At 62.3% G+C, this 22,812-nt stretch carries 22 protein-coding genes; 9 read left to right on the top strand and 13 right to left on the bottom strand.

The features are described from left to right. The first annotated feature begins 79 nt into the window (after positions 1-79). The 3 genes from otnI to pcaF all read left to right on the top strand — a co-directional run bounded on the left by otnI (position 80) and on the right by pcaF (position 3,338). On the top strand, positions 80-868 hold the full coding sequence (otnI, locus tag ACAX43_RS15130; protein WP_370709206.1) for a 2-oxo-tetronate isomerase: 789 nt from the start codon (positions 80-82) through the stop codon (positions 866-868). 17 nt (positions 869-885) lie between these two features. Next, positions 886-1,866, top strand: a complete 981-nt coding sequence (gene denD, locus ACAX43_RS15125; protein ID WP_370709205.1) for a D-erythronate dehydrogenase — start codon at positions 886-888, stop codon at positions 1,864-1,866. A 269-nt stretch (positions 1,867-2,135) separates the two neighbouring features. After that, positions 2,136-3,338 carry a 3-oxoadipyl-CoA thiolase gene (gene pcaF / locus ACAX43_RS15120; protein ID WP_370709204.1) on the top strand — a complete coding sequence of 401 codons (1,203 nt, stop codon included), beginning with the start codon at positions 2,136-2,138 and terminating at the stop codon, positions 3,336-3,338. A gap of 34 nt (positions 3,339-3,372) precedes the next feature. Here pcaF and ACAX43_RS15115 read toward each other — a convergent pair whose 3' ends face one another. Beyond that, on the bottom strand, positions 3,373-3,579 hold the full coding sequence (locus ACAX43_RS15115) for a hypothetical protein (protein ID WP_370709203.1): 207 nt from the start codon (positions 3,577-3,579) through the stop codon (positions 3,373-3,375). A gap of 316 nt (positions 3,580-3,895) precedes the next feature. Between ACAX43_RS15115 and ACAX43_RS15110 the strand changes: the two genes are divergently transcribed. Next, complete coding sequence (locus tag ACAX43_RS15110) at positions 3,896-4,480, top strand: hypothetical protein (protein WP_370709202.1); 585 nt, start codon at positions 3,896-3,898, stop codon at positions 4,478-4,480. Positions 4,481-4,792: 312 nt separating this feature from the next. On the opposite strand, the gene ACAX43_RS15105 is transcribed toward ACAX43_RS15110, so the two are convergent. Then, positions 4,793-6,067: a metallophosphoesterase gene (locus ACAX43_RS15105; RefSeq protein ID WP_370709201.1), complete on the bottom strand. Its 1,275-nt coding sequence runs from the start codon at positions 6,065-6,067 to the stop codon at positions 4,793-4,795. Positions 6,068-6,104: 37 nt separating this feature from the next. Here ACAX43_RS15105 and ACAX43_RS15100 point away from each other — a divergent pair, with 37 nt between their 5' ends. Together ACAX43_RS15100 and ACAX43_RS15095 are read left to right on the top strand one after the other, a co-directional pair. Then, on the top strand, positions 6,105-6,272 hold the full coding sequence (locus ACAX43_RS15100) for a hypothetical protein (protein WP_370709200.1): 168 nt from the start codon (positions 6,105-6,107) through the stop codon (positions 6,270-6,272). A 338-nt stretch (positions 6,273-6,610) separates the two neighbouring features. After that, on the top strand, positions 6,611-7,558 hold the full coding sequence (locus ACAX43_RS15095; RefSeq protein ID WP_370709199.1) for a hypothetical protein: 948 nt from the start codon (positions 6,611-6,613) through the stop codon (positions 7,556-7,558). Positions 7,559-7,630: 72 nt separating this feature from the next. Here ACAX43_RS15095 and ACAX43_RS15090 read toward each other — a convergent pair whose 3' ends face one another. After that, complete coding sequence (locus tag ACAX43_RS15090; protein ID WP_370709198.1) at positions 7,631-8,848, bottom strand: sensor histidine kinase; 1,218 nt, start codon at positions 8,846-8,848, stop codon at positions 7,631-7,633. A gap of 480 nt (positions 8,849-9,328) precedes the next feature. Between ACAX43_RS15090 and ACAX43_RS15085 the strand changes: the two genes are divergently transcribed. After that, the gene (locus ACAX43_RS15085; protein ID WP_370709197.1) at positions 9,329-10,327 is read left to right on the top strand and encodes an aldo/keto reductase; all 999 of its coding nucleotides are present in this window, start codon (positions 9,329-9,331) and stop codon (positions 10,325-10,327) included. Positions 10,328-10,335: 8 nt separating this feature from the next. On the opposite strand, the gene ACAX43_RS15080 is transcribed toward ACAX43_RS15085, so the two are convergent. Together ACAX43_RS15080 and ACAX43_RS15075 are read right to left on the bottom strand one after the other, a co-directional pair. Then, positions 10,336-11,646: an MFS transporter gene (locus ACAX43_RS15080; protein ID WP_370709196.1), complete on the bottom strand. Its 1,311-nt coding sequence runs from the start codon at positions 11,644-11,646 to the stop codon at positions 10,336-10,338. Positions 11,647-11,739: 93 nt separating this feature from the next. Next, positions 11,740-12,834: a tartrate dehydrogenase gene (locus ACAX43_RS15075; RefSeq protein WP_370709195.1), complete on the bottom strand. Its 1,095-nt coding sequence runs from the start codon at positions 12,832-12,834 to the stop codon at positions 11,740-11,742. 109 nt (positions 12,835-12,943) lie between these two features. Here ACAX43_RS15075 and ACAX43_RS15070 point away from each other — a divergent pair, with 109 nt between their 5' ends. Further along, the gene (locus ACAX43_RS15070; protein ID WP_370709194.1) at positions 12,944-13,852 is read left to right on the top strand and encodes a LysR substrate-binding domain-containing protein; all 909 of its coding nucleotides are present in this window, start codon (positions 12,944-12,946) and stop codon (positions 13,850-13,852) included. Here the strand turns inward: ACAX43_RS15070 and ACAX43_RS15065 are convergent. The 5 genes from ACAX43_RS15065 to ACAX43_RS15045 all read right to left on the bottom strand — a co-directional run bounded on the left by ACAX43_RS15065 (position 13,827) and on the right by ACAX43_RS15045 (position 18,372). Continuing rightward, positions 13,827-14,798, bottom strand: coding sequence for an alpha/beta hydrolase (locus ACAX43_RS15065; protein ID WP_370709193.1), 972 nt, complete (start codon positions 14,796-14,798; stop codon positions 13,827-13,829). The two genes, ACAX43_RS15070 and ACAX43_RS15065, sit on opposite strands and share 26 nt — an antisense overlap. Continuing rightward, positions 14,791-15,300 (bottom strand): thioesterase family protein, encoded by a 510-nt coding sequence (locus ACAX43_RS15060; protein WP_370709192.1) that lies wholly within the window; start codon positions 15,298-15,300, stop codon positions 14,791-14,793. The genes ACAX43_RS15065 and ACAX43_RS15060 overlap by 8 nt, the downstream gene beginning before the upstream one ends. Positions 15,301-15,390: 90 nt before the next feature. Then, positions 15,391-16,356 (bottom strand): L-carnitine dehydrogenase, encoded by a 966-nt coding sequence (locus ACAX43_RS15055; RefSeq protein ID WP_370709191.1) that lies wholly within the window; start codon positions 16,354-16,356, stop codon positions 15,391-15,393. A gap of 76 nt (positions 16,357-16,432) precedes the next feature. Next, complete coding sequence (locus ACAX43_RS15050) at positions 16,433-17,362, bottom strand: 3-keto-5-aminohexanoate cleavage protein (protein ID WP_370709190.1); 930 nt, start codon at positions 17,360-17,362, stop codon at positions 16,433-16,435. A gap of 56 nt (positions 17,363-17,418) precedes the next feature. Beyond that, positions 17,419-18,372, bottom strand: a complete 954-nt coding sequence (locus ACAX43_RS15045) for a choline ABC transporter substrate-binding protein (RefSeq protein ID WP_370709189.1) — start codon at positions 18,370-18,372, stop codon at positions 17,419-17,421. A 341-nt stretch (positions 18,373-18,713) separates the two neighbouring features. On the opposite strand from ACAX43_RS15045, the gene ACAX43_RS15040 reads away from it, so the two are divergent. Continuing rightward, entirely contained in the window at positions 18,714-19,688 is a 975-nt protein-coding gene (locus ACAX43_RS15040) for a GlxA family transcriptional regulator (protein ID WP_370709188.1), read from the top strand. Positions 19,689-19,750: 62 nt separating this feature from the next. On the opposite strand, the gene ACAX43_RS15035 is transcribed toward ACAX43_RS15040, so the two are convergent. Genes ACAX43_RS15035 through ACAX43_RS15025 form a run of 3 tightly spaced genes read right to left on the bottom strand, consistent with a single transcriptional unit; the run spans position 19,751 to position 22,796 of the window. After that, the gene (locus tag ACAX43_RS15035; protein ID WP_370709187.1) at positions 19,751-20,545 is read right to left on the bottom strand and encodes a crotonase/enoyl-CoA hydratase family protein; all 795 of its coding nucleotides are present in this window, start codon (positions 20,543-20,545) and stop codon (positions 19,751-19,753) included. A gap of 16 nt (positions 20,546-20,561) precedes the next feature. Continuing rightward, the gene (locus tag ACAX43_RS15030) at positions 20,562-21,569 is read right to left on the bottom strand and encodes an acyl-CoA dehydrogenase family protein (RefSeq protein ID WP_370709186.1); all 1,008 of its coding nucleotides are present in this window, start codon (positions 21,567-21,569) and stop codon (positions 20,562-20,564) included. 48 nt (positions 21,570-21,617) lie between these two features. Then, complete coding sequence (locus ACAX43_RS15025) at positions 21,618-22,796, bottom strand: acyl-CoA dehydrogenase family protein (RefSeq protein WP_370709185.1); 1,179 nt, start codon at positions 22,794-22,796, stop codon at positions 21,618-21,620. Between the last annotated feature and the right edge of the window lie 16 nt (positions 22,797-22,812).

Raw genomic sequence — 22,812 nt, 5'->3', positions numbered from 1 at the left:
GATCGAAATCTTGCGCGCGGAGCACACCTTCATTGCCGCTGCCGCGCACTGAGTCAACCGTTTCCAAGGAGTTGCCGCCATGCCTCGCTTTGCCGCCAACCTGACGATGATGTACAACGAGCACGCTTTCCTCGACCGTTTCGCCGCTGCGGCAACAGACGGCTTCAAGGCGGTGGAGTTTCTGTTTCCCTACGATTTTCGTGCCGCGGAAATCCAGGCACGGCTCGAGGCCCACGGTCTGACTCAGGCGCTCTTCAATGCGCCGCCTGGCGACTGGGCCGCTGGCGAACGCGGCATTGCTTCGCTGCCGGGTCGCGAAGACGAATTTCGCCGCAGTGTCGACACCGCGCTCGATTACGCACGTGTACTCGGCAATCGCAAGCTGCATGTGATGGCAGGGCTGATCGGCGAGGATCAGCCGCGGGCCCGGCATCGCGAGGTGTATCTGAAGAATCTCGCCTACGCCGCGAAGGCTGCGCAGGCGGAGGGCATCACCGTGATGATCGAACCGATCAACACGCGCGATATGCCCGGCTTCTTTCTGAACCGCCAGGACGATGCACAGGCGATTTGCGCGGAAGTGGGCGCGCCGAATCTCAAGGTTCAGTTCGACTGCTATCACTGTCAGATCGTCGAAGGCGATCTGGCGGCAAAGCTCAAACGCGATATGGCCGGTATCGGCCACATTCAGGTGGCCGGCGTGCCGGAGCGCCATGAACCGGATATCGGCGAACTGAACTACCTCTATCTGTTCGAGTTGATCGACACGCTCGGTTATGACGGCTACGTCGGTTGCGAATACCGCCCGCGTGCGGCCACCTCGGCAGGTCTCGGTTGGCTCAAGCCGTATCTGAACCTCGCTGGCTAACAAGGACGAACTCCATCATGAAAGTACTGATTACCGGCGGCGCGGGTTTTCTCGGCCAGCGTCTCGCACGTGAACTGCTGGCCCGTGGTTCCTTGAAGGACACGGGCGGCACGCCGCGCGCGATCACCGAACTCGTGCTGCTCGACGTGGTGCGCGCAAGCAATGTCGGCGACAGCCGCGTGCGCACGGAAGTGGGCGACATCGCCGAGCGCAGCGTGCTCGAAAGCGTGATCGACGGCAAAACCTCGGCGATCTTTCACCTCGCCGCGATCGTGAGCGGGCAGGCCGAAGCGGATTTCGATCTCGGCATGCGCATCAATCTGGATGCGTCGCGTTTGCTGCTGGAAGCCTGCCGGCAGCGCGCGCACAAACCGCGGGTGGTGTTCACGAGTTCAGTGGCCGTGTATGGAGGCGATCTGCCCGAAGTCGTGCAGAACGACACCGCGTTGAATCCGCAATCGTCGTACGGCGCGCAGAAGGCGATCGCGGAGCTGTTGCTGAACGACTACACGCGGCGTGGTTTCGTCGACGGCCGGGTGTTGCGGCTGCCCACCATCAGCGTGCGGCCGGGCAAGCCGAATGCGGCGGCGTCGTCGTTTGCGAGCGGCATCATTCGCGAGCCACTGAACGGCGAAACGGCGGCGTGTCCGGTCGCGGGCACGACGCGCTTGTGGCTGCTGTCGCCGCGCAAGGCCATCGAAAGCCTGATCGCCGGACTCGAACTCGATTCTGCTCTGCTCGGCCACCAACGCGTGCTGAATCTGCCGGGGATTTCGGTAAGCGTCGACGAGATGGTCGCGGCGCTGCGCGAGGTCGCGGGCGACGAGACTGCAAAGCGGATCGCGTGGGAGCCCGATGCGCGGGTGGAAAAGATTGTCGGCAGCTGGCCGGGGCGTTGGGACTTCTCGCGTGCCGAACGGCTCGGTTTGACCGGTGACGGCAGTTTCGCCGATGTGATTCGCGGCTATATCGCGGATGAGCGGATCCAGGTTCGCTGAAACGGTCTGAATGCCTCGTGCCGGGAGACGTAAGCGCGCTTTTGCCGGCACGAGCGTGTCAATCATCAGATCCTTTGCATAACGATCCCATCAGGCTGCCGGCCTGCACGTATTCCCTGGTCCTGGACGGGCTTCGCTTGACATGGTTTCGGGCACACGCCTATTATCGAGTCCAGTTGTTCGTTATATGACCGTATGTTCGTGTAAAGAACAAATATGGATATTCGCAAGCGGCGCAGCGCACGCAGCACACCAACTGGAGACATCACATGACCGAAGCATTCCTGTGCGACGCGATTCGCACCCCCATCGGCCGCTATGCGGGTTCGCTGTCGTCGGTTCGCGCCGACGATCTGGGCGCGGTGCCGCTCAAAGCGCTGATGGAGCGCAACAAGGACGTCGACTGGAACGCGATCGACGACGTCATCTACGGCTGTGCGAATCAGGCCGGTGAAGACAACCGCAATGTCGCGCGCATGTCGCTCTTGCTGGCCGGTTTGCCGCTAGACGTGCCGGGCTCCACGGTGAACCGCCTGTGCGGCTCGGGCATGGACGCGGTAGGTATTGCGGCGCGCGCGATCAAGTCGGGCGAGGCCGCGTTGATGGTGGCAGGCGGTGTCGAAAGCATGAGCCGTGCACCGTTCGTGATGAGCAAGGCAACCAGCGCATTTTCGCGCCAGGCCGACATCTTCGATACGACAATCGGCTGGCGTTTCGTGAACCCGTTGATGAAGCAACTGTACGGCGTCGATTCCATGCCGGAAACCGGCGAAAACGTCGCGACCGACTACAAGATCAGCCGCGCCGATCAGGACGCTTTTGCGCTGCGCAGTCAGCAGAAAGCCGCACGTGCGCAACGAGATGGCACGCTCGCGCAGGAAATCGTCGGCGTGACCATCGCGCAGAAGAAGGGCGATCCGATCATGGTGTCGCAAGACGAACACCCGCGCGAAACCAGCCTCGAAACGCTCGCCAAACTCAAAGGCGTGGTGCGTCCGGACGGCACGGTCACGGCAGGTAACGCATCGGGCGTGAACGACGGCGCAGCGGCGTTGCTGCTGGCCAATGAAGCAACCGCGAAGCGCTTCGGCCTCACGCCGCGTGCCCGCGTGCTGGGTATTGCAACGGCAGGTGTCGCGCCGCGCGTAATGGGCATCGGCCCCGCGCCCGCCACGCAAAAGCTGCTGGCCCGTCTGAACATGACGATCGAGCAGTTCGACGTGATCGAATTGAACGAAGCGTTCGCCTCGCAAGGGCTTGCTGTGCTGCGCGCGCTCGGCGTCGCCGACGACGACGCACGCGTGAACCCGAACGGCGGCGCGATCGCGCTTGGCCACCCGCTCGGCATGAGCGGCGCGCGTCTGGTGACCACCGCGATGTATCAACTGCACCGCACGCAAGGACGTTTTGCACTGTGCACGATGTGTATCGGTGTGGGTCAAGGCATCGCGATCGCTATCGAACGCGTGTGAGGGTTTCGCGCTTGTGCACAGAAGCGTCACGGCATCATTGGACGTGATGCGCGGCATGTAGCGCTCCTGTGACGGCATCATGAACAGCCCCTTCGCTCAGGCGACGGGGCTGTTTTAATTTGCGCGGGGTATTGATTCGCAGGCTATTGAGTTTGTGTTTAATCGATGTTAATGAAGTTTTCCAAGGGCGCGCCAGCGAGTGCCGCTGATAAAAAGCGATAATTGAGCATTCGTTTTTCATGCAGACTGAATTTAATGCTATGCGCATATTATGCATTGCCACCATATTAACTTGGCCACGAAAGGTAAAACGGTTGCTACCCGGCAAGATGCCGCTGTGGCTCTATGTCACTGGGCTTGGCGTCATATGGCGCCGCGATTTGAAAATCACTCTATAAACAATCGCAGCTTCTTGTAAGGCATGTACAATCGTCGCGCCGTATCCCTTTTAATCATTGTCACCCTGAAGGTGTATTCATTCATGGCGTTAAAATCGGCATCCTTCGGTTTCAGATTGCCGTAACGCCAGATTGAACAATTTATCGAGGAGAGCGTAAATGAAAGCAGCGACGATTGGAGCAGCGTTGATGGTAGCGGCTTTCGCCGCGGCGCAACCGGTGTGGGCGCAAGATGCGATGGCCAGTGCCGCGCAGGGCGTCGTCAGTGCAGTGCAGCCGGTGCATGTGAAGGCGCAGATCGTTGGCATCGATCCGGGCAGCCGCACGCTCACGCTGAAGGGACCGGACGGCAATGCGGTGGTCGTGCTGGTGAGCCAGCAGGTGGCCGGCTTCGATCAGTTGAAGGTCGGCGATCGGGTGGATGTACTGTACAAGAATGCGCTGCTCGTGAAGGCCGACAAGGTCAGCGGCGCGAACAAGGGCATTCGTACTCGCGTCGATACGCAGGTGTATGCACCGGCCTCGGGCGGCTTTGAATCCGCGCGTCAGGTCGAGGTGCTCGCCACCGTGCAGAAGATCGATCACAAGAAGCGCCTCGTCACGCTGCGCGGCGCGTATCAGACGCAAACGCTGGAAATCGGACCGGACGTCGATCTGAAGGGTGTTAAGGTCGGCGATACGATTCACGCGGTATTCGTTTCGGCAGCGGCCGTGCAGGTGACGCCGCAAGAGGCAGTGCAGTAAATGCCATGCCAACAGGCGGTGCGTCTATAAGCAGCAAGACGTAGCCAGGCAATAAGGCATGCCCGTCTCCTCGGAGCCCGCATGGCTGATCGGCAAACACCCCTCATTGCAGGGGTGTTTGCTTTTTTGCAGTGCCAAAGCTCGACCATCGAGTCATTGCGGGCCATGCTAACGTGGCGCCGGTGCTCCCAGGCTCAACCATGCGAGCCGCCCTGGCCCACGCCTGACGAGCCCACGTTTCGCGGGCAACGCGCAACTCAACGACGCGCACGCGGCACGCTTGCCGTCTGTGCTGAGCCACACGCGTTCGGGCTAACGACGCATCAAAGCACGAGCAGCTTTGGCCGCCGTCGGATGACCCATGTCCGACGCTACGAAATGAGCCACTTTACGGTCGGCAAGGTTGATCGTCACATAGTCGTTCGGCGCCTTCGTGTTGAGACCATCGGATGCCGAGTGGTACTCGATGCGTAACTGCGTCGCGGTAACGACCACGCGCAGATAACCGTAGTTGGTGTCGTCGTAGTTTTCCAGTACGACCTGATCCGTGGTGGCCGACGCCGCCTGCAAGATTTGCGGCGCACGAATGGCGGGCGTACCCTGCGCGGCCAGCTTGATCAAACCGTGCCCCCCGTTGCCGCACACGAGGTAGGGAATCTGCGTGCCGTCCGCGGTTCGCGTGCGCGTGAAGCGCTGATAATTGTGTGCATGGCCTGAAAGAAACGCATGTGGCCAAACCCCGTTGGCTTCGCACACCGTGTCGATCTGCGCCAGCATAGCGGAGCTCGATCCGTGCCCCCCTGCGCAGTACGGCGGATGATGATCCGCGATCAGCAGCGCGCCGGTGAACTTCTCGGCTTTGATGCGCTTGAGCGCGGCGTCGAGAAAGTCGAGTTGAGTGCGTCCGATGTTCGGGTCTGAAATCACACCGGGATCTTCGAGCGTGTTGCTGTAAATCACCAGCACGCGGACGAACGGCGCCTCGAACGTGAAGAACACGCCGGGTTGGATTTGCGCGGTGCGCGACAGCCCGCCCGCTTCGGGTGTAACGGCGAACGTCTTGGCGCAAAAATTTCTCAGGAACGCGGTGAGACTCGCGGCGTGCGCTTCCGGCGAAACCATCCCGTCATGATTGCCGGCGCACGCGAGGATCGGTGCCGGATAGTCTCTATACGGTTCGTAAAACTGATCGTAATAGTACTGACGCTCGCCAAAGCTATAGACCACGTCGCCGAGTAACAATGCGAACTGCGGCACCTCCCCGGCATTGGCTTCGTTGAAGTCAGCGGCCAATTTATCGGCCACTTCGTTTTGGGTCGCCGGGCCCTTCGTATTGCCGCAGTCTCCGAGTGCGTGAAATACCAGTTGTCCGGACGCGGTGATCCTGTCGATGGCGTTTCTGTTTCCGCCCATGACTTCAACCAGGGAGAGCTGAGGTTCCACGCCACCTCTGGGCGCGGGAAACGGCAACGGAAACAGCTTGTGTTCGGCATTGAGCTTGTCGATCTCCTTGTAGGCCGCGTCGTCCGATGGATGAGGTACACGAAATACCGTTGGGTCCGCGGTCGGCTGAGGCTGCGCGAACACGGGTCTGTCCAGCATCCGCGGACGGAGCGGCGTCGCGGTGCCCGTCGAGGCAGGCGGGTTTGAATCGCCGGCGAGCGCAGTGGCCTTTTTGCCGGATGCGGCTGCCTTGCTGGCTGACTTTCGTTTGCCTTCTGCTTTTGCAGTGCTTTCTTTTACCTCGGTTTTGGATTTCGACTCGCGTTTTGCCGACATGAGCGCCTCTTGAGAAAGAGTAAGCGGGGAGGGGCGCAAGCGGCTTGCGCCGTTGCGTTCATCGAACCCTACGACATGCATATTTCGGAAACGTGTCGCGGCAGTGTCGCACGGCTCGGCGTCCGGCTTGACCCGACGAGCGGCCGAGGCGGAGTTCGACGCGCGACAATTTATGTCGACATATTTCGCGGCGCGTTCGAATTGCCTGAAAACCCTTGACTGGCGGCCCTTCGCTGCGGTGAAACAGGGTGACATATCTTCGTTGCTGATTAAATTCAGGCGTCCTTCTATAGTCCGTTCATCGCCACGCCGCAGTACCCGGAAGTGGCCCGAAACCAGGAAGGACATACCGTGAAAAACCGTTCGTTCATCGCCCCAGCCACCGCCGCTTGCGCACCCTGCGTGACGACCACCGCATCCGTGGGCAGCATGCTGCGCAAGCTCGTGTTCGCCGCAACCGTCGCCGTGCTCGCGCTCCGCAGTGCTTCGGCTTTCGCCTGGTCGCAACATGGCACTGCGTACACCTCGCGCGGCACATACAACGGCGCGCATTACGGCTCGTGTGGCGGCGGCAGCTGCTCGCATGCCGGCGGTGTCGCGGGACCCTATGGCGGTGTGGCGACCAACACGGGAACGGTGACCCGCAACGCACCTGGCCAGTTCTCGAATTCGGGCACCGCGACAGGACGCTACGGCAACCAGGTTCAGCATGCAGGCGACACCAACTGCGCGGGCGGCACCTGTTCGCACACCGGCACGCTCACAGGACCGGACGGCAAAACGACCACCACCTCCGGCGACGTGACCAGGACCGCACCTGGCCAGTACTCGTCGTCCGGGTCGGTCACGGGCTCGAACGGCAACACGGTCAACCATTCGGCTTCGACCAACTGCGCGGGTGCTTCGTGCTCACGTTCGGGCACGTTGACGGGATCCGATGGCGGGACCGTCAATCACGCCGGCACGGCCACGCAAGTTGCACCGGGCGTCGTGACGACGTCGACGAGTGCGACGGGTACGCACGGCAATACGGTGACGACGAGTGGGACGGTTACGACCACCGGCGTCGTCACGACGGGCAGCACGACCGTAGTCGTTGCACCAAAGCCGGTTGTGGTCGTACCGCCGCCGGCCGTGTATGTTCCGCCGCCTCCTCCAGTTGTCTACGTGCCGCCGCCCCCGCCGCCTGCCGTATATGTCGCGCCGCGCGTCGTGTATGTCGCGCCTGTGCCGCGGCCTGTGGTGTGGGTGCCGGGCCACTGGGTAGGGAACGTCTGGGTGCCGGCGCACTGGGCATAACCGTGCGCCTCGGTTTGCGCCTGTGTAAGTCGCGTCATCACCCGGTGCTGGCGTCGGCTACCAGTAGGCGGCTTATTGAATCTCAGCCAGCACCAGCGGGAACCGGATTTCGAATGTTGTCCCAACCCCTTCGCGTGATACAAAATCAATCTGGCCGTTCAGCACGCGGCACAACTCCTTGACGATCGCGAGGCCGAGCCCCGTGCCGGGAATATCTTCGCCCGCGGCGCGTTCGAATTCGTCGAACACGCGATCCGCATCCGCAGGCGCAATGCCCACGCCGGTATCCGACACGCGAATCGACCAATGTTCCGCGCCGGCCGCAGCGAAGGCCAGTTCGATTTCTCCCGACTTCGTGTACTTCGTCGCGTTGGACAGCAGATTGACTGCGATCTGCTTCAGCTTGAGACGATTGGAGGTGACGACGGACAACGCCGGATCGAACGCCGCGTGCAATTTCAGTCTTTTGGCCTCGATTGCCGGACGCGAGGACGCGACGAGTTCATCGTAAAGCCCATGCAGGTCAACGCGCTCGACGGTGAGCGGGGCGCCATCGCCGAGCACGACCGAGTACTCGACCATCTGCTCGACGAGTTGTTTCATGTCCGCGGCCTGCCGGTTGGCCAGCGTTAGCGCGGTATCGGCTTTTGACGGCGCCCGTCCGATCAATTGCAGCGCGATCGAAAACGCGTTCAGAAAATTGCGCAAATCGTGGACCACGCTGCGCGTGATCTGCATGCGCGACTCGTAAAGGTCGCTGACCAGCTGCTGCTTGAGCGTCAGTTCGTGATTGGCGCGCTCGAGTCTGCCGGTGTACTCGTCGATCTTGCGGTCCCGTTCACTGACCACCTCCTTGATCGACGTGAGGGTGACCATGCTGAGCGTTTCGGCGATCAGGCGCCGCGCCCGGCCTTCATGGCGGCGCGTGAACGTGCTGTCCTGGTCGGCGAACGCTTCTAGCGCGTCGGCGAGTACCTGATGAAACAGATCGAGTTCGCGTACGAGTTCCTCGATCCGATAACCCTGCCGCCAGCGGACCAAACCGTGTTTTCTCGCGTTGCGTTCGATTGCCGGTTCGACGCGGTCGAGATCTTCGACGTCGAGGGCCTGGCAGAGTCCTTCGAGAATTTCCGGCATGTGATCGGCGAGTTGCTGGTAGGTGAGTCTGTCAGCTTCGACGAGGTCGACGTCGCCGAATACGGCTTTCATCCATTGCCCGGTCAGTCGGGTTCGCTGCTCGCGAACGAAATCGGCAAACTTGCGCAGCGGGCTGAGGCGTGTATCGGTCATGTTGGGTGAGTCGGGATGAAGTTGCTACAACGGACATATGCTCGAACCATACCAGACGCGTCGGACCGAAAGCGGGTGCCTGCATCTTGCGAAAAACCTACTTTCGGCTGGAATGACCTGGAGGCCTGGTGCCGGCAGGCTCGCGGCTTCAGGGTTTCCGAAGCCGGGGCGCTGCAGCCGATAAATGCGTCATTATCGCCGCAATCGCAATTCGTGGAACGCTGCTTGCATTGCCCGAGCCAGATCCCTGCCCTCGACCCCGGAAACGCGGGTTCCCGCGTGCCATTCATGAATGGCATTCATAGGTGTTTGCCGATTCCACTGTCTAGTCGTCTACCGCCGAAGCCGGTAAATTCGACGCTGTAGGCGATCCATGTGGCACGGGCGCAAAGCGGGCCGTGCGATGGATTGCAGCTTGAGCGGCAGGATTGAGTCTGCCGGCAATTTCTATCTCAGGTATAGCCTGAACGGAGTACACCCATGGACTATCGGTATCTGGGCCGCAGCGCCCTGAAGGTTTCGCCCTTGTGTCTCGGCGCGATGATGTTCGGCGGTGAGACTGACGAGACGAACTCGAAACGGATCATCGACAAAGCCTATGATCAAGGCGTCAATTTCATCGACACGGCCGACGTTTATCATGCGGGTCGTTCGGAAGAAATCGTCGGGCGCGCCATTGCGGAGCGCCGCGACAACTGGGTCGTCGCCACCAAGTTCGGCTTCCCGACTGCGACAGGACCGAACCAGCAAGGCCAGTCGCGCAAGTGGATCATCCAGTCTGTCGAAGCGAGCCTGAAGCGGCTCGGCACCGACTACATCGACATTCTTTACTTTCACCGCGCGCTCGCCGATGCACCGATGGAAGAGGGCGTGCGCGCCATTGGCGATCTGATCCGACAGGGCAAGATCCGCTACTTCGGCGTGTCGAATTTCCGTGGCTGGCGCATCGCCGAAATCGCGCGTCTTGCCGATCAGCTCGGAATCGACCGGCCGGTGGCCAGCGAGCCGCTTTACAACATCGTCGACCGCACGGCGGAAGTCGAGCAGTTGCCGGCGGCGGACCACTACGGTCTGGGTGTCGTCTCGTATAGCCCGCTCGCGCGTGGCGTGCTCAGCGGAAAATATGCCGTGGATGCGACGCCGCCAGCCGATTCCCGCGCAGGCCGCGGCGATAAGCGAATCCAGCAGACCGAGTGGCGACCGGAGTCGCTCAGGATCGCGCAGGCGATCGCCGGCCACGCAGCACAGCGTGGCACGACTTCGATTGCGTTCGCGCTCGCGTGGGTGCTCAAGAACCGGCTCGTCAGCAGCACGATTGCCGGTCCGCGTACCGAAGCGCAATGGGACAGCTATGTCGAGGCGTTGACATTGCAGCTGGGGCCGGACGACGAGAAATTTGTCGATAGCCTCGTGGCGCCTGGCCATGCCTCTACGCCGGGCTATACCGATCCTGGATATCCGGTTGAAGGGCGGAAGTAGGCCGCTGTTCAGTGCCCGTTCCGTTCCCCAACCGGGACGGGTGTTCCCTTCGTCTGCCGGCTCAGCATGAGCGTCACCACGGCGGACACGGCCAACGTCGCGCCGACCACATATAACCCTGCCGAGTAACTACCCGTCACGTTCTTGAGCCAGCCAATCGCGAACGGACCGACGAAGCCGCCGAGATTCCCGACCGAATTGATCATCGCGATCCCAGCGGCCGCACCGGCGCCCGACAGGAACATGCTCGGCATGGCCCACAACGGCGCCTTGGCTGCGCTGATCCCAATGTTCACGATGACGAGCGCCAGGATGATCGTCAGCGCAGTCGTGGCGTTACCGGCGAAGACGAATCCGAGACATGCCAGAACGCACGGAATGACGACATGCCACGTCCGTTCTTCGGTACGGTCCGAGTGCTTCGCCCACAGGATCATCGCGATCACGGCGAGGATGGCCGGCACGCCGGCAAGCAGACCGGTTTCGAACGAACCGAAGCCATACTGGTGAATGATGAGGGGCGCCCAGAGGCCGAGCGTATACAGGCCGGCCGACGTACCAAAGTAGATGAGTGCCAGCGCAAGGACACGCGGATCGCGCAATGCGCTGAGCGCACCGGCGGTGTGGCCGGCACGCGACTCCTTCTCCCCGGCTTCCATTTTCAGCTTCGCGATCAACCATTCGCGCTCTTCAGGCTGTAACCAGTGCGCCTTCGACGGTGTGTCGGTCATGTACTTCAGGACTACAAAACCGAGAAGGATGGCGGGCGCCGCCTCGAGGATGTAGAGCATTTGCCAGTCAGCGAATCCGGCGATCGGAGGAAGTTTCATGATCGCGCCGGAAAGCGGCGAGCCGACCGCCGTGGAGATCGGCGCAGCGGCCATGAACCATGCCGCTGCGACCGCGCGTTGACGCGACGGGAACCACAGGCTCAGATACAGGATGATGCCGGGGAAGAACCCCGCTTCGGCGACGCCCAGGATGAAGCGCAGCGCGTAGAAACTGTTCGGGCCGACGACGAACGCCGACGCCAGCGACACGATCCCCCACGACACCATCACACGCGCGATCCACCGGCGCGCGCCGACCTTGTGAAGAATCAGGTTCGACGGCACTTCGAACAGGAAGTAGCCGATGAAGAACAGCCCGCCACCGAGACCAAATGCGGTCGGCGAAAGACCGATGGCCTTGTTCATCGACAGCGCGGCAAAGCCCACGTTGACGCGGTCGAGAAAACTCACGAAATACAGCAGCATGACAAACGGAATGATCCGCAGCATGAGCTTGCGGGAAACCCGGCTTTCGAGTTCGGAAATCATTGTCTCCTCCTTTGGAGGTTTGAGCAGACGCGGCCGCTTTCAGCAGGCCACGCCGTGCCGCATCGTACAGCCGATCACGTCGGCTGATCGCGCTTAAGCTGCGTTGGCGGTGGGCACTGCGGCGCTTTCGATGAACGCGCAAACGGCAGCGGTCACCTGTGCTGTCGTTGCCGTGCCGCCGAGATCCCCTGTGTGCAGCGACTTGTCCGCAGTCACGGCTTCGACCGCCTGCATCACGCGCTTCGCCGCGTCGAATTCGCCCAAATGTTCGAGCAGCATGACGACCGACCAGAAGGTGCCGACCGGATTCGCGAGGCCTTTGCCCATGATGTCGAATGCAGACCCATGGATCGGCTCGAACATCGATGGAAAGCGGCGCTCCGGATCGATATTGCCCGTCGGCGCGATGCCGAGGCTGCCGGCGAGCGCGGCGGCAAGGTCGCTCAGAATGTCGGCGTGCAGGTTGGTGGCGACGATCGTGTCGAGCGTCGCGGGGCGGTTCACCATACGCGCGGTCGACGCGTCCACCAGTTCCTTGTCCCATTTGACGTCCGGGAATTCCTTCGAGACTTCGAGTGCGATCTCGTCCCACATCACCATGGCGTGACGTTGCGCATTGCTCTTCGTGATGACCGTGAGCAGTTTGCGCGGACGGGATTGCGCGAGCCGGAACGCGAAACGCATGATCCGTTCGACGCCTGCCCGGGTCAGAATCGATACGTCCGTCGCGGCTTCAATCGGATGGCCCTGGTGGACGCGGCCGCCGACACCCGAATATTCGCCTTCCGAGTTTTCTCGAACGATGACCCAGTTCAGGTCTTCCGGCTTGCAGCGCTTCAGCGGTCCGTCGATGCCAGGCAGGATGCGTGTCGGGCGAACGTTCGCGTACTGGTCGAAGCCCTGGCAGATCTTCAGGCGCAGGCCCCACAGCGTGATGTGATCGGGGATGTCCGGGTCGCCCGCCGAGCCGAACAGGATCGCGTCCTTGTTGCGGATCGCGTCGAGCCCGTCGGCGGGCATCATGACACCGTGCTCGCGGTAGTAGTCGCCACCCCAGCCGAAGTTTTCGAACTCGAATGCGAACGACTTCGTGGTCTTCGCAAGTGCTTCGAGGACCTGCGCGCCGGCGGGTATGACTTCCTTGCCGATGCCGTCGCCGGGGATGGTGGCGATGCGATAGGTGTTCATGTCTCCGTCCTTCTGATGTTGAGGATGTGGGTGAACTTTATCGACATCTGGACGTAAAAACCGGTGCTAAACTCAAAGCATATTTAACTTTAATTCACAAGTGAAAACCGTGCGCGACACTGTCCAGCCGTCCGATCTGAGCTTTTTCTCAACGCTCGCCGCGTCAGGCAGCCTGAGCGCCGCGGCGCGGGAGCTGGGTCTGACGCCGGCAGCCGTCAGCAAGCGCCTGACGCAGATGGAGAGCCGCGCGGGCGTGGCGCTCGTCAACCGCACGACGCGACGGATGATGCTCACGCCGGAGGGCGAGCTGTATCTCGATCATGCGCGCAGGATTCTCGACGAGATCGACGAACTGGCCGAACTGCTCGGCACAGCGAAGAAGAGTCCCAAGGGACTGCTGCGCGTCAATGCCACGCTCGGTTTCGGGCGCACCCATGTCGCGCCGGCGATTTCGCGCTTTGTCGCGAAGTATCCGCAGGTGTCCGTGCAGCTTCAGCTGTCGGTCACGCCTCCGCCACTGACGGACGACACGTTCGACGTCTGCATACGATTCGGCGAGCCGCCCGATGCGCGAGTGGTCGCGCGGCATCTGGCGAGCAATCGGCGGGTGCTCTGTGCCTCGCCTTCGTACCTCGCCTCACGCGGGATGCCAATGACCGCGCACGACCTGACGCGGCACAACTGCATCGGCATCCGTCAGGGCGACGAAGCCTACGGCGTGTGGCGGTTGACTTCGGGCCGGGGTGCCTCACGCAAAACGGAAGCCGTGCGGATCAATGGCACGTTGACAACGAACGATGGCGAAATCGCAGTGAAGTGGGCGCTCGAAGGTCACGGCATTCTGATGCGTGCCGAGTGGGACATCAAACAGTATCTGGCCGATGGCTCACTGGTTCTCGTGCTGCCCGATCATGACACGCCGAATGCCGATATCTTCGCGGTGTATTCGCAGCGGCATCAGATGTCGAATCGCATTCGCGCGTTCGTCGACTTCATTGCGCAGGATCTTTCGCAATGACGCGGGTGAACTTGCCGGCGCATAGAAATTGGCACACTTTGCGATGCAATGCCTGTACGCCGGGGCTCGTTTCGAGCGCACGCCAGCACCCGTGTACGAGTCCGGTGCCAAGCCAGAACTGGGCATCTCCGCCAGCCGCATTCACGCGCTCGGCAAACACCCGTGCATCGTCCCGTAACGGATCGTGTTCGACGCCTACGGCGAGCGTGGGCGGCAGACCATCGAAGCGCGTGGCATCGAGCGGTATCGTCCAGGCGGAGTAGGGCGTGCGTTCGGGCCAATACAGATCGCGAAACGCATGCACGTCGGCGAGCGTGAGCATCGGCGCGTGCGCTTCGCTTTCGCGCGCAGGCAGTTGTGGCTCGGTGCCGAGCATCGGATAGACTAGCGCAAGTCCGCACACGCCTTGAATGCCGTTGTCGCGCAGCCGCATGGCAACACTGGCAGCGAGATTGCCGCCAGCGCTATCGCCTGCCAACTGCAGCGCACCTTCTGCTAGCGAAGCAAACGGTAATCGTCCTTCCAATGCCGCGAGCGTCACTTCCAGACAATCATCGTGCGCGGCCGGCGCGCGATGTTCCGGAGCGAGCCGGTAATCGACCGCGATCACGTCGAGGCCGGTATCCGCGGCAATACGTGCTGTCACGACCTGATGACTGTCCAACGAGCCAAGCACGAAGCCGCCACCGTGAAAGTACAAAACGGTGCCTCGGATTGTTCCCTTCGCGTTCGCACGAAGCCGATAAAGCCGTAGCTTGATCAAATGCCCCGCACTTGCTCGAAACGCAGCGTCTTCAGCCATCACGCCATCCGGCAACGGCGGCGTAAACACAGCGGCGTAACGATCGTAAATCGCGCGCTGCGCACCCGGCGGTAATGACGTCGTATGTGCCGGATAAATCGCGGTGGTCCTTTCAACAAACGCAGCGATCTCCGGCTCAAGCATGCCCGCTCCCATGGCGCGGCGTCTTGACGGGCAACCCGATCACACGCCCCGCAAATCTGGCTGCTGGCAGCGCGGCATGTGCTTCAGCGAGTTCCCGCACGCGCGCTTCCACGTCTGGATCGAACGCAACGGCGCGTGGGCCACCGGTGTCCACATGCAGTAGCATCTGCTCCCCAGCGGCCACGGGTTCAACACCATCGTCAGCAAACATTTCGAGGTAAAGATGCAGCCTTTTTGCATCATGCCCAAGCACCCGCATATCGACCCGCACCTGCACGCCTTCCTTGATCTCGTGCAGATAGTTGATGTGCGCTTCAAGCGTGTAGATCGACCGCTTACGCGCTTTACGCACGGCATCGGGCAGCCCGATAACATCGATCAACGCGTCGGTCGCGAAGCTGAAAATCAGCATATAGAACGCATCACGCAGATGACCGTTATAGTCGACCCACTCGGCGCGCACCGTGTCGCGATAGCAGGGCAATGAAACATGTTGCGGCATATGCAATCGTCTCCTTCATCGGTCAGAGCCGCATCGAAAGCGGCCATAGTGCGGCGCACGACGCAGCAGTGGGCCTCTCATCGCGCAGCATTACTCTGCAGGAAGCAACCCGTGCCGCGCCTTCGCCTCTCCAATCGCGGCCAGCACACTCGTAATGCAATCATCCCGGTAGCGTTCGAGCTGCTTGATCGAGCGCGGCCCGACCTGTTCCGACGTGCCGTTCACGACCCGATCGATCAATTCATCGGTCAGCTCCGGTGCCTCCAGTTTAGTCCACGGCAGCGCCAATGCCGGTCCAAACTGCTGCATGAAGTGCCGCATACCCGCATCACCGCCCGCCAGCGTGTAGGTCAGGAACGTCCCCATGAATGACCAACGGATGCCCGCGCCGAAGCGGATCGCATCGTCGATTTCGCCCGTGGTCGCCACGCCTTCGTTGACCAGATGCAGCGCCTCGCGCCATAGCGCTTCGAGCAAACGGTCGGCGATAAAGCCGGGCACTTCCTTGCGCACTCGCAGCGGCCGCATTGACAGTGAACGATACACCTGCAGCGCTGCATCGATAGTTTCCGGCGCGGTACGTTCGCCGCCGAGCACTTCGACGAGCGGCAGCAGATACACCGGGTTGAACGGATGCCCGACGATGCAACGCTGCGGATTCACCGCTTGCGCGTAGAAATCGCTCGGCAGCAGGCCGGAAGTGGACGAAGCGATGATCGCATCCGGCTTCGCTGCACGGCTGATCTGTTCGTGCAACGCGAGCTTCAGCGATTCGCGTTCGGGCGCGCTTTCCTGAATGAAGTCCGCATGTTCGACGCACGCTGCGATCGTATCGACGAAGCGCAACCGGCTCGGTGACGCGCCTTCGGCCAGGCCGACGCGCTCCAATGCCGGCCACGCATTAGCGATGTTCTCGCGCAACTGCTTCTCCGCGCCGGGCGCGGGGTCCCACGCGACGACGTCGAGCCCGTGAGCGAGCGCGCGCGCCACCCAGCCGCTGCCGATCACGCCCGCGCCGATTGCCGCAAATGTTTTGATATCGACGATGACTGCCATTGCTGATGTTTCCTTTATCTATGAGTTCTCAGGTTCCGAAGCACGCCGTATTAAGCGTAATGAATACGCGCCGTGATCACGCATACTGTCCAGCCGCACGCCGTTCCAACTGCCGCTCGCCCCGTGCGGGCAAGCCGAGCTTGCGGCGACCTTCCGCGGGACTCAGCGCGCGCCCACCAAGCCGTTCGATGATCTCGACCGCGCGTCGCACCAGCGTGCCGTTCGTTGCAGGCACACCTTTGTCGAGCCAGAGGTTGTCTTCGAGGCCGACGCGCACGTGGCCTCCAAGAAGCATCGCTTGCGCGACCATCGGCATCTGCATGCGGCCGATGCCGAAGCCCGCCCATTGCGCGCCGGGCGGCAGATTGTCGGCCATTGCTTTCATGGTGGTGGTATCGGCGGGCGCTCCCCACGGAATGCCCAGGCAAATCTGAAACAGCGGCGGCGCGTCGAGCAAACCTTCCTTGAGCAATTGCTTCGCGAACCACAGGTGTCCGGTATCGAAGATCTCCAGTTCCGGCTTCACGCCGAGTTCCTGGATGCGCTGTGCGCCGGCCCGCAATTGCGCGGGCGTCGACACATAGATGTAGTCGCCGTCGCCGAAATTGAGCGTGCCGCAATCGAGCGTGCAGATTTCCGGCAGCAGTTCCTCGACATGCGCGAGCCGTGTCAAGCCGCCCACCAGATCGGTGCCGGCGCCGAAGCGCATCGGGTCTTCGCCGGGACCGATCTCCAGATCGCCGCCCATGCCCGCCGTCAAATTGATGATCACGTCGGTGCCGGACGAACGGATCCGGTCGACCACCTCGCGATACAACTGCGGATCGCGACTGCCGCGTCCGGTCTTCGGATCGCGGACGTGGCAATGCGCGACCGTGGCGCCGGCTTTCGCGGCTTCGATGGCGGCTTCGGCGATCTGCTTCGGCGTGACGGGAATGGCCGGATGCTTGCCGACCGTATCGCCTGCGCCGGTGACCGCGCAGGTCACGATGACTTCATGATTCATGCGTGCTAGTTCCTGTGGATTGAAATGCGCGACTCAATGGATCAAAGCGGCTTGCGTCAAAGTCCGAGATAGGCTTTCACCGCAGGCAAGCCGTCCTTGCCGTCATAGGTCTTCACGCCGGCGAGCCATGCATCCAGTACTTGCGGGTTCTTCTTCAGATACGCTTTGGCGGCATCGGTGGGCTTTTCCTTATTCATCACCGACTGCATCACGACGTTCTCCAGTTGCGTCGAAAAGCGCAGATTGCTCACGAGCTTGCCCGCGTTTGGACAGCGCGTCAGAAAGTCGGGGGACGTCAGCGTATAAACGCGTGCTTCGCCGTCATTCGGACCGAACGCGCCATCGCTGCCGGTGAGGTATTTCATATCGATCTGGATGTTCATCGGATGCGGTTCCCAGCCGAGAAACACGACCCATTTCTTCTCGCGAATCGCGCGATCCACCGACACCAGCATGCCCGCTTCACTCGATTCGATCAGCTTGAAGCCGCCGAGGCCGAACTGATTGCTGGCGATCATTTTCTGAATCGCCGCGTTCGCGCTGCTGCCGGGTTCGATGCCGTAGATCTTGCCGTCGAGTTGCTCGCGGTGTTTCGCGATGTCGGCGAAAGTCTTCAGGCCTGCGTCGTATTCGTAGCTCGGCACTGCGAAGGTCGCCTTGGCACCAGTGAGATTAGGCGGTTGCAGCACCTGGATCGATTTCGAATCGACGAACGGTGCAATCGCCTTTTCCTGCACCGGCCACCAGTAGCCGAGCGAGACGTCGAGCTGTTTGCTCTTCAGACCCGCGAACGAGATCGGCACCGAGGCGACGGTCGTAACGGGCTGATAGCCAAGCCCTTCGAATACGGTCGACGCGAGCGCGGTGGTCGACGTGATATCGGTCCAGCCGATGTCGGCAAAATGCACGGCACGGCAGGTGGGTGGATCCTGAGCGAGCACCGGCGATGCGGCGACGACGCCCGCCAGACAAGCGAGATGGGCAAACAAGGCTTTGACGCGTAACTTCATGACGTTCCCCCTTCGGACACGTTTGACAGCGTGTTTCGAACCGGGCCGCGGCTAAAAAAATCCAGCCGGCCCCCGGACATGCGCGATACGGCTTGAGTGATGCTTGAGTTGCAAGAATGACGTTACGTTAATGCCCCATATTCCGGCCAAAGCGACCGCCAGCGACCCGTTCTTGCTTCCACGCGACAACGAGGGAAAACCAGCATCGCCCGGCATTGCGGTGCAGCATCGCGTCGTGTGGTGATTTTGGTGCGCCTTGCCGGTTCGCGCGCTGCTTGCTACGCTCGCCGGGAATCCCGCGTCCGCTTGCGGTTTTTGTCCCCCGATCGAGTCTCCGCAAGATGCCCGAAGATATGTCGTTTCTCCTGCTGCCGGGCTTTTCGGCGATCGGCTTCATGTCGGCGGTGGAGCCTTTGCGCGTGGCGAACCGTTTTCGCGGCGATCTGTACCGCTGGCGCATCCTGAGCCTCGACGGCGCGCCGGTCGCGGCCAGCAACGGCATTTCGATCAATGCAGATGCGGCAATCGGCGACGTCGAAACGGCGCAAACGGTATTCGTCGTCGCGGGTTTCGAGCCGCTTGCCTGCTATTCGCGTGCGCTTTGCGATTGCTTGAAGCGGCTCGAGCGTGCCGGCGCGACGCTCGGCGGCATCGACACCGGCAGCTTCATCCTCGCGGAAGCCGGGCTACTCAGCGGTTCGGACAGCGTGACCGTCCATTGGGAAGCGTTGTCGGCGTTTCGCGAGCGCTATGCCTCGCTGAACGCAAGCCAGGAGCTGTTCGAAATTGGCGCGCGGCGCATCACCTGCGCGGGCGGCACGGCGTCGATCGACATGATGCTCGACCTGATCGGCCGCAAGCACGGCGCGACTTTGGCCTCGGCGGTATCGGAGCAGTTTGTCGTGAGCCGGATTCGGCAGCGTTCGGACCATCAGCGGATGGAGATTGCGGCGCGCTACGGCGTGCACAACCGCAAGCTGATTCAGGTGATCGGTGTGATGGAACAGCATATGGAAGAGCCGCTGACGCCGGACCAACTCGCGCAGGAGATCGGCGTGACGCGGCGGCAACTGGAGCGGCTCTTCTGCGCATCGCTGAAGGACACGCCGACGCATTTCTATCTGCAACTCCGGCTCGCCCGTGCGCGTGAGTTGCTGCAACAGACCGACATGTCGATCACATCAATCTGCGTTGCATGCGGATTTGAGTCGCCGTCGCATTTCTCGCGGACGTATCGTGCGCGGTTCGGCATGAGTCCGAGAGGCGACCGGCAGGTCATGGGCGGCAGGAATGGCTGTGGTGCAAATAGCGATTAGCGAATCGGTTGGCGTGTCGGCCTGACTGATCACGCACAACCACCTCACTAGAGCTGATCTGATCAGTCTTGCAGCCGCGGCACACGCTTCTCGATAAAAGCCATCACCGCCTCGCGATGCTGCGTGGACTTGTGCGCGACGGCTTGCATGGCGGCGGACATTTCCAGCACGGTATCGAGCCGATTGTCCTGACTTTCGCGCAGCAGGCGTTTGGTCATGCGCAACGCAGGACCGGAATTGCGCACGATGCGCGCGGCCAGGTCGCGCGCGGTCTGCAGCAAGTCGGCCGCCGGCACCACGCGCGAGACGAGCCCAAATTCCAGCGCCTGCTGCGCCGTGAGCATGTCTCCGGTAAAAGCCATTTCCGCCGCCCGCGATCGTCCTATCGTGCGTGAGAGCAGCCACGCGCCGCCGTCGCCAGGAACAATTCCCACTTTCACAAAGCTCTCTGCAAATCCTGCATTTTCCGACGCCACCCGCATGTCGCACATGCAACTCAAATCGCACCCCGCGCCGATGGCGGGACCGCCGACCGCGGCGATGGTGGGCACGTCGAGGCCGTAAATGGCCTGGGTCAGGCGCTGGATGCCGTTGCGGTACTCGTGCACGATCTGTGCGGGCGTGAGGGCGTCATCGAAGAAACGTCGCATGTCCTTCACGTTGCCGCCCGATGAAAACATGCCGTCGTAACCCGTGATGATCACGCAGCGCACCGATAAATCCGCGTTGATCTTCTCGCAGGCCGCGAGGAATTCGGCGATCGCCGTATTGCCGGTCAGCGCGTTGCGGACCTCGGGCGCGTTCATCGAAAGGGTCACGACGGGACCCTCGCTCTCGTAAGTCAGAAATGAACTCATGGTGTTCAGCCTCGTATCAAGCTATCGAAGGGGCGAGATGGGCGCGCGTGAAATCCAGTGCGCTGCTGGCGTCCAGCAACCACGCGCGGCCGAGTTCGGCGTGCCACGCCGTTTCCGCGCCGAAGGCGCGCCGCCAGGCGTGAAGCCGGCGGGTGTACAGATTGAGATCGTGTTCCGCAGTGATACCGATAGCGCCGTGCACCGCGTGCGCTATCGCGGTGATCTCGATCGCGGCGGCGCTCGCGTAGCCCTTCGCGACGGCGACGGCGTGACGATCGAGCGGAATCCGCGTCGCGGGGCACGCGATGCGCGATGCCATCCGCGTGGCGAACGTGCGCTCGGCGAACAGACTGATCTGTTGCTGCACCGCCTGGAATCTGCCGATCGGCTTGCCGAACTGTTTGCGGTCGTTCGCATAGGCGATGGTCATATCGAGCAGCCGTTCCATTGCCCCCGCCATCATCAGTGCTGTGGTGGCGGCGCCGACCGCGCGCCAGTCGGCGTGTTCCAGGCCGATGGCATCGGCCGGAACGGACGGCCACAGGAAGCTTGCGTCGAGGCTGCCGTGAATGCCGTCGTGCTCGATCTTCGCGGCTTTCGCCGGCCAGAGCGCGCATGCACCATCGTGCGTGACGACAAGCCACTCCGATACCGCGCCGAACGGCACGTGCGCGCAGCGAATGCCATCGCGAACCGCGTGCGCTGGCTTATCGGCAATCGTCACTGGGCCGTCCACCTGATTTGCGCCGGCCCGTTCGAGCGCCGCGCGGGCGAGCACGGTGTAGGCGAGCGGCACGGGCAGCGCGTGGCGTCCGCATGCTTCGATCAAGGGCGCGGCGGCGTGCAGCGAGAGGCCCGCGCCGCCGCCTTCCTCCGAGACCAGCAAGTCAGCAAAGCCGGCCTCGGCGAGCGCTGACCAGAGTGGGCCGGGCGCCGCGCCCGCTTCGATCTCGCGCACTATCGCGGGTGTGCACACGCCGCCAAGCAGCCGCTCGAACGACTCGGCGAAGATGTCATCGGTCATGGTTGGGGAATCCTTTCTGTGCTGTGCAGATGCTGGAGGTTTGCGGGATCAGCGTAACCCCAGCCCACGCGCGATCATGCTGCGCAAGATCTCGCGCGTGCCGCCGCGCAGCGAGAATGAAGGCGCCACGTGCGTCACGTAGGCGAGCGCGCGGACCAGGTCGGCGGGCGGTTCGAGATCGCCCGTCGACACCAGATCGGCGATGACGGTCGGTACGCGTTGCTCGAATTCGGTTCCCAGATCCTTCGTCAAGGCCGCCACCGTGGCAGGGCTTTCCCCTGCCGCCAGCTTCGCGACGATGGAAATCGCCATTGCCCGCAAGGTGGCGAGCGTGGCGATCAACCTGCCCGCCGCGACCTCCACAAGCGGATTGATCCCGCGGATCTGGCCGCTTGAGCGCAGCCACGCGGCCCATTCGTTCAGCACGACGATGCTCGAGTAGATCCGCTCCGGACCGCTACGCTCGAACGCGAGTTCGGCGGTGACCTGACGCCAGCCATCGCCTTCGGTGCCGATCAGTGCGTCGGCGGCGAGCGCGACGTCGTCGAAAAAAACCTCGCAAAAATGGCTGTCGCCGGTCAGGTCCTCGATAGGCCGCACGGTGACGCCCGGCAGCGACAAATTCACGATCACCTGCGACAGGCCTACGTGCCGGTCTTCCGGCGCGCCGGACGTGCGCACGAGCGCGATCATGTAATGCGATTTCGAAGCCTGGGTCGTCCAGATTTTCTGACCGGACAGCCGCCAGCCGTCATCGGTTCGCGTGGCGCGCGTGCGCACGCTTGCCAGATCCGAGCCGGCGTTCGGCTCGCTCATGCCGATGCAGAAATAGGCCTCGCCGCGGCAGATGCGAGGCAAGTAGAAGTGCTTTTGCGCGTCGGTGCCGTACGAGAGAATCAGCGGGCCGCTCTGACGGTCGGCGATCCAGTGCGCGGCTACCGGCGCGCCGGCGTTCAGCAATTCCTCGACCAGCACGAAGCGCGCGTACGCGCCTGTGCCGTTCGCTGCATCCGCCGCGCGGCCGCCGCCATACTCACGTGGCAGCGTGAGGCCCAGCCAGCCGCGTTGTCCGAGCGCCCGGCTGAATTCGGCGGAGAAGCCCATCCAGGAGCGGGCGCGAACGCTCGCGTCCGTTTGAGGCAAGTGCTCGTCAATGAACGCGCGCACCTCGCGCCGGAACGCCTGGGCGTCGGCCGGAATGCTGGTGTAGGGAAGGGATTCGATCATCGGTATGGTTCAGGCT

The organism is Paraburkholderia sp. IW21 (assembly GCF_041321145.1).
Lineage (GTDB): Bacteria > Pseudomonadota > Gammaproteobacteria > Burkholderiales > Burkholderiaceae > Paraburkholderia.
Note: the sequence above shows the minus strand (reverse complement) of the source record. Positions and strands in the feature narration are given on the sequence as shown.